The sequence below is a fragment of the Methylophilus sp. Leaf416 genome, from assembly GCF_001424665.1.
Taxonomy (GTDB): Bacteria; Pseudomonadota; Gammaproteobacteria; order Burkholderiales; family Methylophilaceae; genus Methylophilus.
In genome coordinates, this window is the sequence record NZ_LMQS01000001.1 from 742,753 (window position 1) to 758,219 (window position 15,467).

The window sequence follows — 15,467 nt, forward strand, 5'->3', positions numbered from 1 at the left end:
TAATTTTATACAGGAAATCAATGCCAGCTTTAAATAGTAACGCCGCGAGATTAGCCACCAGGCTCGCTTTTTTTGTGGGTGGATTTGGTCTTTCATGCTGGGCACCTTTGATTCCCTTTATGCGGGAGAAGCTGCATCTGGATCCCGGCGTGTTAGGTACATTATTGTTATGCCTGGGCCTAGGCTCCGTTTCTGCCATGGTGATGACCGGCGCCATCAGTGCGCGTTTTGGTAGCCGCGCCATCATCATCCTGAGTGGCTTCTCGCTTGCCATGACCGTCATGCTACTCCCGGTTGCTGAAAGCACCCTGCAACTCGCCATTACCTTATTGTTTTTTGGCGCATCGTTAGGCTCACTGGATGTATCCATGAACCTGCACGCAGTCGAGGTAGAAAAAGCTTCCGAGTGTTCATTGATGTCGGGTTTTCATGCCATGTTCAGTGTGGGCGGCTTTGCTGGTTCGGCCATCATGACCTTGATGCTGAGTTTGCATATGACCACGTTCAGCAGTGCCTTGGGCTCTGCTATTTTATTAGCCGTATTAATGTTGGCAACCTGGCCTCGGCTATCGCAAACGCCTAAAGGTGAGCAAGGACAACTTTTTTCCTTGCCCAGAGGTATTGTGCTGATCCTGGCTTTGTTGACCGGCATTGCCTTCCTGGTCGAAGGCGCCATGCTGGACTGGAGCGCCTTGCTGATTACCGATACCGGTTTAGTACCCACCGCACAAGGCGGCCTGCCCTATATTGTGTTCTCCATTGCCATGCTAAGCGGCCGTTTTATGGGAGATGGCCTGAGTAATCGTTTAGGGGATCGCACGGTTTTATTATGGGGAGGTATCATCGCAGTGCTGGGGATGTTTATCGCCGTGCATGCAAGCTCAGCGCTCGCCGCGTTGACAGGATTTCTCCTGATTGGCGCAGGCGCTTCCAATACGGCGCCTATCCTATTCAGGCTGGCAGGTGCGCAAACCCAGATGCCGACCGGTCTGGCGGTGGCGGCTATTTCCACTGTTGGCTATTCCGGCGTCTTGCTCGGCCCCGCCTTGATCGGGTTTGTCGCGCAACAAATCGGCCTGCCCAATGCATTTATCATGCTGGCATTGCTGCTTGGTTTAGTGCCGGTTTTCTCATTCATGATTACCAAAAAATAAGCCGGAAAAATAAATCGTGTTGCTGCTTCACTGGCCATTTCATGCTTGTAAAGCAGCAACTTAAGGATGCCTGATTTACCTTATTTGACCGCCACATCATGCCCTGCTGACTCAACGGCATAGCACCAGCAAACGTGCCGATTACCCAGCATACCCCATATACCAAAAAACACATTAAGCCATTGTTTTAATTAAGTTTTTATAATGGCACACTTTCTGCAATAAGCAGATTGGTATCACTTCGTTTTGCGCCTGAAAACGCTCGAAAGTCTTATTCCAATCTTTCAAACAGCAGAGAGTTAAAATGACAACAAAATTAAAAATTCATCGTAAACAGTTAGCGGTTCTCACCGGGATGATCCTCAGCAGCCAGGCTTATGCAGATCCGACTATCCAACGGGATGAAAACCTGTTCCTCAATATCGGCCTGGCTTCACGCGTGAGCTTCAGTTCGATCAGCGATGCCGCCCAGAACGGTAGAAGCCGCTCAAAAGACTTTGAAGTAGAAGAGGCGCGTTTATACACCAATGGTAAATTGCATAAAAACGTGACCTATGAATTCAACTTCGCGCGCAATGTCGCTGATGACAAAATCGAATTGCTGGATGGTCACCTGGGCCTGGAAATCAACAACTACGTGAATATCTGGGCAGGCCGCTTCCTGCCGGCAGCCAGCCGTGCATCCGCCTCGGCACCAATGTATTCCACCACCTTTGACTTCCCGATAGCGGAACAGGGTTCTTATGAATTTGCCGGTCGTGACAATGGCGCGGTATTTTTTGGCTGGGACCAAAGTGCCGCATTTAAATACTATGTGTCTGCGACCAACGGACGCCAGGGCGGCTCAAACCAGTCTGACAACTTGTCATATGCCACCCGCCTGCAATACAACTTCTGGGATACCGAGCCGGGCTTTTACAACCTTGCCAGCTATGATGGTAAAAAGTCTATCCTTTCCATCGGCGGTTCCTACCGTTACCAGAAAGACGGCACCGGGACGATTCTTAACCAGGGCGATTCCAAATACTGGAACGTGGATGCGCGCCTGGAAAAACCGTTGAGCAATGGCGCGGTGCTGGGCGCTGAAGCGTCTTATTACAATTATGACAACGACAATACCGGTGACACCGTATTACCGGAGGCAAAAGGCTTTTTCGTAAATGGTAGTTACACCTTTGCCGATACGGTATGGATAGGTAAATTCCAGCCAAAAGTGATTTACCAGGAATTTAACAACGATACCACCGGCCTGGATCGCAAGCGCGTGGATGTGGGCGTGGGTTACCTGATTGATGGTGACAGCAACAAACGTATCGATGTGTTCTACTTCAGGGAGAACCGTAATAACCTGCCGGATATCGACGGCATTAAGGCCATTTTCCATGTAGCGCATTTTTTCTAACCCGCCTGCATTCACATCTTAAAAAAACGGCTTTCTGAGCCGTTTTTTTATGGCGAACGCAAGTTTATTTACAACGAGATAAAGTCAACGCTATATTGCATGCTCGTCATTCTGGCGTAGCGATTTCGCACAGCATGCTGTGCTTTCTGCGTAACAGCTGACTTCCGCAGAAGCCAGCGCGCCCTGCAAAAATATCGTCATTCTGGCGGAGGCCAGAATCCAGGCAAGGTTGATGCCAAGCTTGATTAAATCGAAGAGCGGGTTCTACGCTTGCTGTATTTCCTAAATAGGTATTTCTTCAGAATATTCACTGTTCTTTTTCGCCTCTAGGCGAGTGTCTTTCCTTTGCTTGCCCAAAGCAAAGGCACCAAAGTAAAGGGCACCCTAGCCTCCGCTTTTTCCCTGTGTTGCTCATCAGCGCGGGCGGCCAACGAAACTCGCCCTAGCGGCTTGCATAAGACGCAAACCACCGCGGAACTCGAACAGACGCTGGCCGACAACTCCCACGCTGACTGCGCTACTCGGCGCGTCAGATAGGGGCCCGGGAAAACCACACGCTTTCGCTTGAGTGTAATTCCTTACATTGCATCACGCTCGACAATTGCGGCAAAATAAATTAAAGAATTAGAGTTACCAGAGTTTACGCTTTGTTTTCAAACCTCAAAATTCACTTAGCGCCCTCCAACCTTCATGTTCAAATATTGGTTCATCGTGGTGGTTTTAAACGGGCCCCTATCTGACGCGCCGAGTAGCGCAGGCAAAACAAGAGATAAGGGAGCGTTTGTTTGAGTCCCGCAGCAGCTCACGTTCTATGTGAGCTGCCAGGTCGAGTTTCGCGACCGCTTGTTTTGACGAGCAACGCAGGAAACAAGCGGAAGCTAGGGTGCCCTTTACTTTGGTGACTTTGCTTTGGGCAAGCAAAGGAAAGACACTCGCCTAGGGGCGAAATAAAACGGTGAATATTCTGAAGAAATATATATTTAGGATATATAGCAAGCGCAGGACTCGCTATTCGATTGACACTAAGTTAATCATCGCCTTGCCTGGATTCTGGCCTCCGCCAGAATGACGTCCTGTTGCATGACGCGCTGGCTTTTGCGTAAGCCAACAGCTCCGCAGGCGCAGAGCATGCTCTGCGAAATCCCTGCTACACCCTTCGCCGGAATGACGACCTAGTTCAATTGTCAGATTGCGCTACTGAAATAAGCTCTGACTAAATGAAACCTCAGACCAGAGAAAGCCACCTCTCCAAAATGAAGTCTCTTAAAAATAAATCATCCCCAATCACTGCTTACCCAAATACGAGTCACTCAACGCCTGACTGCTTGCTATTGTCTGCGCATCGCCATGATGCGTAATATGCCCACTCTCCAGCACATAGGCATAATCAGCATATCTCAACGCCACCGTGGCATTCTGCTCAGCCAGCAGGAAACTCAAGCCTTGCGTCTGCTGCAACTGGTGCACAATCTCGAAAATTTCTTCCACGATCTGTGGTGCCAGCCCCATGGAAGGTTCATCCAGCAGGATCAGCTTTGGGTTTGCCATTAGCGCACGCCCTATCGCCACCATCTGCTGCTCGCCACCAGAGGTATAACCGGCGTGATTCTTACGTAATAACTTGAGCCGGGGGAAAAAGTTATACACTTTCTCCAGTTCCTGCGATAACACCTTGGCGGATGGGCGGCGTACAAATGCGCCGGTCAGCAGGTTTTCTTCTACCGTTAAATGGCCGAAACAATGCCGGCCTTCCAGCACTTGCACCAGGCCTTGTGATACCAGCTGTGCAGGCGTGGCCTGGGTCACATCCAGGCCTTGGTAAAAAATCCGGCCCTGCACAATTTCACCTCGCTGCGCGGGAATCAGGCCGGAAATGGCTTTGAGTATGGTGCTTTTACCCGCCCCATTTGCGCCCAATAAGGCGACAATCGCTTGCGGCCCTACCTGTAGCGAAATATGTTTGATGGCAAAAATGACTTTTTCATAAATCACTTCAATATTATCCAGCTGCAAAATGGCATCGGCAGCCGGATTAAGTTTTTCACTGGTCTGGGACATATCTGTGCTCCTCAATTTGATCTCATGGATACTGTTGTGACATTGCCCAAGGCATCAAACTAAAGAAAACAAGGATTCAGTGGCTACGCGAACAAATTGCTGCGTTGCGCAAGCTTTTCTAATTACAGCATTGTAACCAAGCCGTACTTTTGTACTGTCTTGGTTCCTGCGTTCAGTGCGCCTTGCACTTTGTACCGCTCGCTCACTGACTCCATGTTTTCTTGAACATGCATACCGCCTCCACGGTATGCATCTCCAATCAAGACAATGTTAAGAATTACTTGGCAGCGACAGTTTCCTTGCTGCAATCACGCGGGGTGATGCCTTTTTCCTTGGCATATTCGTGTGACGATTTTTCGATGATAGGACGCAACAACTGGCGGTCAGCCTGCACCCATTCTGAAATCACGTTCCACTTGCTGCCGTCCCATTGCTGGAAGCGCACCGCACCGCCGCCTTCGTGGTCAGCGCAACTTAACTTCAATGGTTGCACCAGACCCAGGGCACCGAGTTCAGTGAGGCGTTTGTCATCCAGCTTGAGGTTCTCAAAGCCCCAGCGCACTTCTTCCCCGGTCAACGGGCGTTTGCCGAATTTGGCCTGCGCCACGCGAACCGCCTCTACGTTCAGGATGCCATTCACCACACCCAGGTTGTAATACACATTACCAAACCGTTTCGGGTCTTGCAGGTTGCCTTTGCCGGCTTTGATCACGTATTGATTGATACCTTGCAACACCGGGAAACTGGTGCCTGAGGGATGCGTGGTGATCGAGATAAAGCCTTTTGCTGCACTGCCTGCTGGCGCCGCATCATCTTCGGAGTTACTCCAGATATTGCCGATGATATGGTTGGCAGGGAAACCGGTTTTTTGTGCGGTTTTCAATGCTACCGGGTTCATCACCCCCCAGCCGCGCAGGATCACCCAGTCAGGCTTGATACGGCGGATGGTCAGCCATTGTGATTGTTGCTCGTTACCAGGATGCGGCACTTCCAGCAAAGTCAGCTCAAAGCCATATTTCTTGGCCAGCAGTTCCAGGATAGGGCTGGTTTCCTTGCCGTAAGGTGAGCCGTGATACAAGGTCACGATTTTTTTGCCTTTGAGTTTATCCAGCCCACCGGATTGAGTCGCAATGTAATTCACGATTGCAGACACTTCGCTGTACGGGTTTAACTGCAACGGGAACGCATACGGGAACACACTGCCGTCAGTCGAATCTGTACGGCCATGGTTGATGGTGATCAGCGGCAATTTGTCAGCGGTAGAGCGTTCCAGCGTGGCATAAGCGATACCGACTGATAGTGGATTGGTCGCTGCGGCTGGCGCGCCGTTCAGGCCCTTTTTCAGGCGCTCGTAGCACTCGACACCTTTTTCAACCACGTATTCCGTTTCGCACTCACTCCAGGTGAATTTGACGCCATTGACGCCGCCTTCTTTGGCATTGACGTATTGCAGGTAATCGATAAATCCGCCAAAAAAGCCTGAGCCACCGGCTGCATAAGGCCCGATCCTGTAGCTTTGTAATGGGAAATATTGTTCGTTCGCCGCCTGCACTTGCGCAGTGACGCTAGCGATGCCTAACCCTAATGCCAGCAGCAGCCAGCGATGTTTGCCTAAAAATTTCACTTTGAGACTCCTTGGTTTTAAAATAAATATTGAACTATAAAAACAGTTACTAATCGTTTTTGGTTATATAAAAAATTGTAATGAGCCTATTCAACACATGAAAAATCTCCCTTAATGCATTGGATAAACTAGAAACGTAGCGGCCAGACGCGCAGCCGTTGCTTGACGGTTTGCCAGACTTTGGCTAACCCGTTGGGCTCTTTGATCAGGAAAAATATGATCAATGCGCCGAAAATCATCTTCTGAAAATTCTCCAGCTGCCCGGGGTCAATCGCGCCGGCAAACAAGCCCGATGACAGGTTCGACAGTAATATCGGGAACAGCACAATAAAAGCCGCACCCAAAAAATTACCTAAAATGCTGCCCATGCCACCAATAATGATGATGAACAAAATCTGGAATGAGCGCGTCAAGTCAAAGCCGTGCGGCTCGACGGTACCCAGGTAAGTGAAAGCCCAAAGTGCACCTGCAATGCCCAGGTAGAATGAACTGATCGCAAAAGCCAGCAATTTGGTTTTGGGCACGGAGATGCCAATCACGGCCGCCGCAGTATCCATGTCCCGTACCGCCATCCACTTCCTGCCCAGCTCACCGCTGACTATCGTTTTGGCTAACAAGCCAAGCGCGACCACCACGGTCAACGTCAGCAAGTAGCGTCCCACCGGCGAATTGAAATCAGAACCGAACACATGCAATGGCGGCGCTGTGATCACCCCGGAAGAAGAGTTGTTGGAAAACCAGGTGAAATTGGTGAACACCCATTGCACAAAAAACTGGGCTGCAAGGGTAGAGACAATCAAATAAAAGCCTTTGATCCGCAAACTGGGCAAACCGAAAACCAGACCTACACCACCGGCAGTGAGCCCGCCTAAAATCAGACTGATGATCAATGGCAGCCCTTCAATACGAAGATTGAAGTTATAGGTGGCAAACGCACCCACCGCCATAAACGCCGCTGAACCCAAAGATAATTGCCCGGCATAGCCAGTCAGTAAATTTAGCCCCAGCCCTGCCAGTGACAGCACCAGGAAAGGAATCAGGATCGCGCTAAACCAGTAATCATTGCCTATGGATGGCACCACCAGGAAAGCAAAAGCCAGCAAAAGTGCAAATGCCAACCGCTCCTGCTTGAGCCGGAAAAATCGTTTATCAAAACGATATGTGGTTACAAACTGTCCAGATTCTTTATAAAGCATATTGCATCCTGCTAAACGCGTTCAATCGCTTTGTCGCCAAACAATCCATATGGCCTGACCAGCAAAAACAGCATCGCCAGCACATACGGAAACCAGTTTTCGATGCCGCCACCGATCAGCGGGCCGATAAATACTTCCGCCAGTTTTTCAGAGGCGCCGACAATAAGCCCGCCGACAATCGCCCCTTCTATCGAAGTAAAGCCGCCAATAATCAGTACCGGCAATGCCTTCAGGACAATCAGGGATAAAGAGAATTGCACGCCGACCCGCGCACCCCAGAGGATGCCTGCGACCAGACCGACAAACCCGGCTACAGCCCATACAATCAGCCATAAACGCTGCAATTTGATCCCCACTGCCAGGGCAGCCAACTGATCGTCAGCCACCGCTCTCAGCGAAATACCGATGCGTGTTTTGTTAAACAAAAAGCCGAGCAAGGCGACTAAACCACCGGCAATGCCGGCAGCAAATAAATCAAACTGTGACAGCAGGATGCCGAATACCTCATAAGGCTCGTCATTGATACCGATGTCGAGCGCATGCACTTGTGCGCCCCATACAGCTTGCGCCAAGCCTTCAACAATATAGCTCAGGCCCAGCGTGGCCATAAACAGGGTGATAGGCGAACGATTCACCAGCTGCCGCAGCACCAGCACTTCTATCAACCAGGCCAGCACCGCCATGGTGATCAATGTAATTGCAAATGCACCCCAGAACGGAATACCGCGTTCAACCAGGCTGACGAAGGTCAATGCGGCAAACAGCACCATAGAGCCCTGCGCAAAATTAAACACGCCGGAGGCTTTGTAAATCAGCACAAAGCCGATGGCGACCAGTGAATACATCACCCCGGCCAGCAAACCGCCGGTGAATACTTCCAGAAAAAAATTCATTGTTTCGTCATCCTCTGCCAGCCTGGGCCAATTTAGTGTTTAGTACCCAGGTAGGCGGCAAGCACTTCGGGATTGACCCGCACTTCGTCCGGTGTGCCATCGCCAATTTTCTTGCCGTAATCCAGTACCACCACATGGTCTGAAAGCGACATCACGACGCCGATATCATGTTCGATCAACACGATGGTGGTGCCAAACTCCTGGCGGGTCTCTACGATAAAGCGGCTCATCTCGGCTTTCTCCTCGGCATTCATGCCGGCCATAGGTTCATCCAGCAATAGCAACTCGGGTTCTGCCGCCAGTGCACGCGCCAGTTCAACCCGTTTCTGCAAACCATAGGGCAAATTGCCGACGATGCTGTTTCGCCAAGGTTGCAGCTTGAGGAAAGCGATCACCTGCTCGGCCTTTTGCCTTTGCTGTGGGGCGTCAGCGGGTGCCCGCCCGACATTAAACACCTGCTCTATCCAGCTGCTTTTCACTTTGAGGTTAGTGCCGGTCAGCACGTTATCCAGCACTGACATGCCTTTGAATAAGGCAATATTCTGGAAAGTCCTCGCTACACCACGCCTGGCTGCCCATTGCGGATGCATGTTTTTCCTGGCATTACCCTTGTAAACAATTTGCCCTTCATCAGCCTGGTAAACGCCATTGATCACATTTAACAGTGAGCTTTTACCAGCGCCATTGGGGCCAATCAGGGCGCAGATTTCGCCTTTTTTCACTGAAAAACTGATGTCGGTGATGGCTTTTACCCCCTTAAAGGATAAGGAGATACCATCCAGGCGTAATAGCTGCGTTGCATTTGTCATACTGCTGCGCCTTTCATATTGCCGCATCGTTCATATTGCTGCTCTAAGGTTTTTCAAACCAAAGTAATGTTCAGTATGGCTGGGTGGGCGTGGAATCACTTGTAAAGGACTGGCCTGCCAGTCTGCCTCTTCCGGCCAGTCCCGCACCTGGATACCGATTGATTTAAAGAATTGCTCCGCTTCGGCTGATAAAGGCTCGCCAACCAATAGTGGCACGCGCGCATGCCGCAAACCCAGCACATCTTTTAAAGGCAGAATCACCAGCCAGTTTGCAATTGCCGCCAGCAGCGGCACGCGTTTCTGGTAGTGATGCAGCGCCCATTTAACTAATGTAAATTGCCAGCTGGCTGGAAGCGGCCAGCGTGATTGAACCAATGTATACAGCCTTTGATAGGTCGCTGCTGTGCCTGCGACCAGGGTCGGCCCCAGTTCGCGGCGATCAGTGTCCCGGGTGGACAGGTTCTCGGGGAAATTAAGCTTGAAACCGGCCAGCAACCAGGGTGAAAGCAGGTAGCGCGCATGGCCGCTGGCGGCAAAAGCACGCGCTGCCAGCGCTTCTTCTTTATCAGTCAGTAACTCATGAACCACCAGCTGACGGCCATTTTTCAACAACTCGGCGTGGCTGAGTTCACGGTATTCCAGTTGATAGGCATCGCCCAAACGGTAAAAACGGAAAGCAACACTTTCCGGCGTCGCCACGGCGGCCAGTGTGCCAGGTACAGCTTCACCAACCGAGATGATGTTCGTGTAAGCATGAATGGCAGGATGGGTGTAATCGGCCAGGCCGCGCGCATTGGCATAAATCAGCACTGACACATCCGGCTTGGCGTCAAACACCTGGTCAACTTGCGCTTGCGCTTCAGCAAACACAAATTGTGGCCGCAAGGTATGCAACAGATCCAGCAACTGTGGTTGTGCGTAGGCCGGGTCTAATGGTGCAGCGATACCTCCCAGCCAGTGTGCTGCCAGAGACAGCAACAAGGCTTCCGGCCTTGGCTCACTGAGCAGGAACAGCGTATCGCCGCTGCCGAACCCTTGCTGCTTTAAAAATCGCGCTGCCAGCAGCACTTCGTTGTGTACTGCGTGCCAGGGTTGTGCATGCCAGATACCCAGTTTTTTATGGCGGATAGCGACCTGTGCAGGCCGCTTTTCAGCCTGCACAGCGAGCCAGTCGGGTAATGTATCAGCGGCCATCGTCTTTAGCTCTGTTAGTCTTGATCAGGCGGCCTTCGCCAGTTTTTTGGCTTCCAGCTCACGCACCAGTGGCAATACTTTTTCACCAAAGTAAGCCACCTCTTCCTGGAAGTGCAGGAAGCCGGACAGGATCAGGTCAACGCCAACAGCTTTCAATTCAACAATACGTTCAGCAATCTGTTGCGGCGTACCGATCAGGTTGGTTTTAAAACCATCGTTGTACTGCACCAGATCTTCAAACGTCGATTTTGCCCAGTTGCCTTCTTTTTCCGGGCTGGCAGCACCAGCATTTTTCACTTCATGACCAAAGGCATTCACGGCCTCCGGGTTGGCCTTATCGATAATTTCTTTCAGCACAGCCCTGGCCTCTTCTTCAGTGTCGCGCGCAATCACGAAAGCATTCACGCCGACTTTGACGCTGTGATTATTGGCAGCAGCCTTGGCGCGGATATCATCCACCTGTGCCTTGATGCCTTCCACGGTATTGCCATTGGTGAAATACCAGTCAGACACGCTGGCGGCATTATCACGGGCAGCACGCGAACTGCCACCCTGGAATATTTCCGGATGCGGCTGCTGCAATGGTTTTGGTTTCAATGTGTAGTTGCTAAAGCGGTAGAAGTCACCGCGGTAGGTAAAATTATCCTGGGTCCATATGCCTTTTAAGGCTTCGATAAATTCTTTTGAACGGCGATAGCGCTCATCATGGTCCAGCCAATGTTCACCAATCGCGGTAAATTCGCCGCGGAACCAGCCGGAAACGATATTGACCGCGACGCGGCCTTCGGTCAGCAAATCAATGGTTGCCAGCTGCTTGGCAGCCAGTACCGGGTTCCAGGGACCTGGCAGAATCGCTGCAATCACTTTCAGTTTGGTAGTCGCCGCCAGCAAGGCATGTGAAAACGAGACTGACTCATGCTGGAACTCAGCGCCATAACCGGCAGTAAAGCGAATCTGGCTCAAGGCATATTCAAAACCCGCCTTTTCGGCAATTTGTGCCAGTTTACGGTTGTAATCGATATCCCAGCTGGTGCGCTGTTCGATATTACTGACCACCAGGCCACCACTGACGTTAGGTACCCAATATGCAAATTTAATGTTTTCTGTACTCATCACCCAATCTCCAAATCTGTTTTTCTCTAATACTGGTTTTCTCTAAATACTGGCCTGCGTCAAACCGCTTGCAAGCTGGCAGCCTTCACAAGTTCACGATGTGTTAATAATGGCAACGCGCGTTCTATCGCCAGCTCGATACGCGCTTTCACGGTTTCACTTTTCACTTTGTAGTTTTCAAAGTCGCCCTCGGTGGCGTATACGCCAATAGGCAAGGTCAATGCCTGGAAAAAGCTGAATAGCGGCCTCAGCTCATGGTCGATAATCAGGGCATGGCGCTCACTGCCGCCGGTCGCTGCCAGCAATACCGGCACATCAATCAATGCTTCGTAATTGACCAGGTCAAACAGGTGTTTGAACAAACCAGTGTAAGACGCGCGGTAAACCGGCGTTGCCACAATCAGCAGATCAGCGGTTTCAATCGCTTCAATATCTTTCTGCACTTTCGCAGGCAGCTGTTTAGGGTCAAATGAAGACACCAGGCTGCTGCCGATTTCGCTCAACTCAATAGAATGCAGTTCAATCGGGATATGCTGGCCCAGCTGCTGGGTCAAGGCTTCTACCAGGGCGGCAGTGCGTGAAGGTAATTTATAGCTGCCTGATACAGCAGTAACTCTTAATGGACGACTCATGTGTGGCTCCTAAACTTTGGTTGCCGGCGCCAATTTGATGTGTTCAATATCGGTGAGCCAGCTCCTTGTAGATATAGCAGCAACCATGCCAGGAGTATTTTTTTATATATTTCAATGACTTATGAAAATTAAGTGCTGTTTAACCATGTTGAAATTTAGCAATATATGCTGATGCGCTGCTGATATAGCAGCAGCTAAAACAGAAATACAGCACCTGACTCACGCTTTACCAGCTAAAAACTGGCTATTAGGTGCTGATTAATCAGCACCCATTCAGCAGAAAGCTGTTTCTAAAAGCGCTCAACGTCATAACGAAATTAAATAAACCATTTAAATTCAATTACTTATCTATTGGCATGCTAAATGCAATAGCTACATCGACGCGCAGCGCTATTTAACAACTAAATGACTGCGCTTTTAAATCTCCCTTATTTTTAGTTAGAAGGATTCAAATATGACTGCACATGCAAGCAAAGTTGCGCATTTGCCCGAGAGCCTGAACCAGGCGCACGAACATCGCGGCAGGGATGCCGCCCATATTATTAAAAGTGATGCCGAAGCCATCGCGGTTGCACATCAGGTAGCCACTGAAATCGCCAAAGAGGCTTCAATCCGCGACAAGGAAAGACGCTTGCCGCGCAAAGAGCTGGACTTATTCTCTAGTAGCGGCTTGTGGGGCATTACCGTGCCTAAGGAGTATGGCGGCGCAGGCGTTTCGAACAAAACGCTGGCAGAAGTGATTGCAATAGTGGCAGAAGCTGACCCCAGCATAGGCCAGATCCCGCAAAACCATTTGTATATGGTGGAAGGTTTGCGCCTGGATGGCACGGATTTCCAGAAGCGCTACTTTTTTGACCTGGTGCTGCAAGGCGTACGCTTTGGCAATGCTTTTTCTGAAGTCGGCACCAAAAGCGTTAATGATGTGAAAACCAAGCTGACACCCGCCAACAGCGGCTACTTCCTGAATGGCAAAAAATTCTATTCCTCAGGCGCGTTGCTGGCGGATTGGGTGCCAGTGGTGGCCAAAGACGAAAACGATAACACCGTGGTGGCGTTTGTCCCGGCTGGCGCTGAAGGCCTCACTATAATTGATGACTGGTCCAGCTTCGGCCAGCGCACTACTGCGAGCGGCACCACCATCCTGGACAATATTTTTGTGCCCAGCGAACATGTGGTACCACATCACCTGGCGTTTGACCGCCCTACCGCCATGGGCCCGGTGGCACAAATCATCCAGGCAGCGGTAGATACCGGCATTGCCCGTGCGGCATTTAAGGACACACTGCATTTCGTGCGTAATTACACCCGTCCATGGATAGATACCGAGCTGGAACACGGTTATGAAGATCCGCACACGATTAAGGATATCGGCGACCTGCAAATCCGTATCCATGCGACGGACGCTTTATTGGCCCGCGCCGGTGAATACATCGATGAAGCGCAACGCAACCCGAACGAAGAAACTGTCGCGGAAGCTTCGATTGCAGTGGCTGAAGCCAAAGTGCTCAGTACCGAAACCGCGCTGCTGGCCGGCAGCAAGTTATTTGAGCTGGCAGGTACACGTTCTACATTGGGTGAATACAACCTGGACAGGCACTGGCGCAATGCCCGGACGCACACACTGCATGACCCGGTACGCTGGAAATACCATGCAGTGGGCAATTACAGCCTGAACAAGGTGAAGCCACCGCGCCATCCATGGATTTGATTCAAGGATTCAGCTAAAAATAAAGCCCTCGATTGAGGGCTTTATTTTATATAGCTACCTGAAAAGCACAGCGTTTTTTCAGTTACCGCCAGGCATTTTTAAATATAGCTGATTGCGGAATCCAGCAGTTTATTCTGCAAACGGCTAGGCGCCGGACGTTCGCTTTGATAAGGGAAAGTTTGCTCCAGGTCCTGCTCACGGTACATAATCATTTCAGCAATGGTGATGATTTTCAAACCATGCTTTTTAGCGAATAACAGCAGGTCCGGTCGCCTTGCCATACTGCCATCGTCATTGACGATTTCGCACAACACACCGACAGGGCTGAGGCCTGCCATCCGTGCTAAATCATAAGCGGCTTCGGTATGCCCCGGGCGTTCGAGCACACCACCTACCCGCGCCCGTAACGGGAATATATGGCCAGGTCTATGAAACTCGCTTGCCTGGCTGTTACTGTTGGCCAATGCCCTTAACGTTAAGGCTCTGTCCGCAGCAGAAATGCCGCTGGTGGTGCCGTATTTATAATCCACACTGACGGTAAAAGCAGTCCTGAACGGGTCTGCATTTTGAGCCACCATTTGCGGCAGTGCCAGCGCATTCAGTCGCTCTTCACCGAGAGCGACGCACACCAGACCACTGCTATGCCTTACCAGAAACGCCATTTGTTCAGTCGTGATCTTCTCCGCAGCGATGATTAAATCACCTTCATTTTCGCGGTCAGTGTCATCCACCACAATCACAAACTCGCCATTGGCGATAGCCTCAATCGCTTGGCTGACAGCATCAAACTTTTCAAGATTATTTTGCATTTAAAACACTTCCTTATTCTTTTTCGCCCAGATTTAATAATCCGGCTGCGTTGCTGTAAAACACTTTCTCCAATACTTCGTCCTTGAAACCCAGTTGGATGAAATCATCTATGGTTTGCTGCATAGGCCGGAAAGGATACGAGGTGCCAAACAACAGCTGGTCACCCAAAAACTTGTTTGCTGCCTGCACATAGAGCTCAGCACCCGGCTGGAAGATATACATATCAGGTACCAGGTATAAGTTGGGGTAGCGGAAAGCCGCACCAACGATTTCGTTCACAAACGGGTAATAGCCGTGAAAACAAATGATATTTAAATCCGGGTATTTCCTGGCTAGCCTGGCAACCGCATTCGGGTGCGCATAATCCAGGTCTGGCGTGGTTGGTCCGGACATCACGCACACCGGTACCTTGTGGCGTTGGCACGCCTGATAAACCGGATCAAATATCGGGTCATCTACATAACGTGCAGGCTTGCCGAAACCGGGTTCGATGTTGATGGCTTTGAACTGGTGTTGATGGATAGCCTGATCAATCGCCGCCAATGCACTCTCCACCCCGCGGGTTTCTATATCCACCGAGCCCAATCCCACCAGCTTAGGGCTGTGACTGACCAGTTGCGCGACCTGGTGATCATCTATCGTCAGATCAGGGGTTTCGCGGCCGACTACCACAGCGTAATCAATCCCAGCCTCATCAATTTCCTGCAGGTACCCTTCAACCGTGTAAGAGCGCCGGAAATGTTCAGGCTCCAGCGAGCCCACCCGCTGGTTAAGCCATTTTGCTGTTGCGTATGAAGGCGTGTTCGGGGTTGCGCCAAAAAAGTCATGCAAAAATGCAGGACGGTTGCGCATATCAATTATTTTTTGTTTCATG

13 protein-coding genes are annotated in these 15,467 nt (G+C 50.6%); 3 read left to right on the forward strand and 10 right to left on the reverse strand.

The annotated features are described in order from the left end of the window. The first annotated feature begins 20 nt into the window (after nt 1-20). Nucleotides 21-1,154, forward strand: a complete 1,134-nt coding sequence (locus ASG34_RS03615; protein WP_055826552.1) for an MFS transporter — start codon at nt 21-23, stop codon at nt 1,152-1,154. A 304-nt stretch (nt 1,155-1,458) separates the two neighbouring features. Then, on the forward strand, nt 1,459-2,556 hold the full coding sequence (locus tag ASG34_RS03620) for a hypothetical protein (RefSeq protein ID WP_055826555.1): 1,098 nt from the start codon (nt 1,459-1,461) through the stop codon (nt 2,554-2,556). A 1,284-nt stretch (nt 2,557-3,840) separates the two neighbouring features. Here ASG34_RS03620 and ASG34_RS03625 read toward each other — a convergent pair. From ASG34_RS03625 to msuE, 8 genes are all read right to left on the reverse strand, one after another. Next, nucleotides 3,841-4,614: an ABC transporter ATP-binding protein gene (locus tag ASG34_RS03625; protein ID WP_055826558.1), complete on the reverse strand. Its 774-nt coding sequence runs from the start codon at nt 4,612-4,614 to the stop codon at nt 3,841-3,843. A gap of 277 nt (nt 4,615-4,891) precedes the next feature. Next, complete coding sequence (locus ASG34_RS03630) at nt 4,892-6,238, reverse strand: ABC transporter substrate-binding protein (protein WP_055826561.1); 1,347 nt, start codon at nt 6,236-6,238, stop codon at nt 4,892-4,894. Nucleotides 6,239-6,366: 128 nt separating this feature from the next. After that, a complete protein-coding gene (locus ASG34_RS03635; RefSeq protein WP_055826564.1) occupies nt 6,367-7,434 on the reverse strand; it encodes a branched-chain amino acid ABC transporter permease in 1,068 nt (355 codons plus the stop codon). 11 nt (nt 7,435-7,445) lie between these two features. Further along, nucleotides 7,446-8,327: a branched-chain amino acid ABC transporter permease gene (locus tag ASG34_RS03640; RefSeq protein ID WP_055826566.1), complete on the reverse strand. Its 882-nt coding sequence runs from the start codon at nt 8,325-8,327 to the stop codon at nt 7,446-7,448. A gap of 32 nt (nt 8,328-8,359) precedes the next feature. Next, nucleotides 8,360-9,136: an ABC transporter ATP-binding protein gene (locus tag ASG34_RS03645; RefSeq protein ID WP_055826568.1), complete on the reverse strand. Its 777-nt coding sequence runs from the start codon at nt 9,134-9,136 to the stop codon at nt 8,360-8,362. A gap of 30 nt (nt 9,137-9,166) precedes the next feature. Further along, nucleotides 9,167-10,330, reverse strand: coding sequence for an AMP-binding protein (locus ASG34_RS03650; protein ID WP_055826571.1), 1,164 nt, complete (start codon nt 10,328-10,330; stop codon nt 9,167-9,169). 24 nt (nt 10,331-10,354) lie between these two features. Further along, nucleotides 10,355-11,443, reverse strand: a complete 1,089-nt coding sequence (sfnG, locus tag ASG34_RS03655) for a dimethylsulfone monooxygenase SfnG (protein WP_055826575.1) — start codon at nt 11,441-11,443, stop codon at nt 10,355-10,357. Nucleotides 11,444-11,502: 59 nt separating this feature from the next. Then, entirely contained in the window at nt 11,503-12,075 is a 573-nt protein-coding gene (msuE, locus tag ASG34_RS03660; RefSeq protein ID WP_055826578.1) for an FMN reductase, read from the reverse strand. Between the two features lie 454 nt (nt 12,076-12,529). Here msuE and ASG34_RS03665 point away from each other — a divergent pair, with 454 nt between their 5' ends. After that, complete coding sequence (locus ASG34_RS03665) at nt 12,530-13,783, forward strand: SfnB family sulfur acquisition oxidoreductase (RefSeq protein WP_055826580.1); 1,254 nt, start codon at nt 12,530-12,532, stop codon at nt 13,781-13,783. A 98-nt stretch (nt 13,784-13,881) separates the two neighbouring features. Here the strand turns inward: ASG34_RS03665 and ribB are convergent, their stop codons facing one another. Next, on the reverse strand, nt 13,882-14,592 hold the full coding sequence (gene ribB, locus ASG34_RS03670; RefSeq protein WP_082504783.1) for a 3,4-dihydroxy-2-butanone-4-phosphate synthase: 711 nt from the start codon (nt 14,590-14,592) through the stop codon (nt 13,882-13,884). 13 nt (nt 14,593-14,605) lie between these two features. Further along, entirely contained in the window at nt 14,606-15,466 is an 861-nt protein-coding gene (locus tag ASG34_RS03675) for an amidohydrolase family protein (RefSeq protein WP_055826583.1), read from the reverse strand. Nucleotide 15,467: the final 1 nt, after the last annotated feature.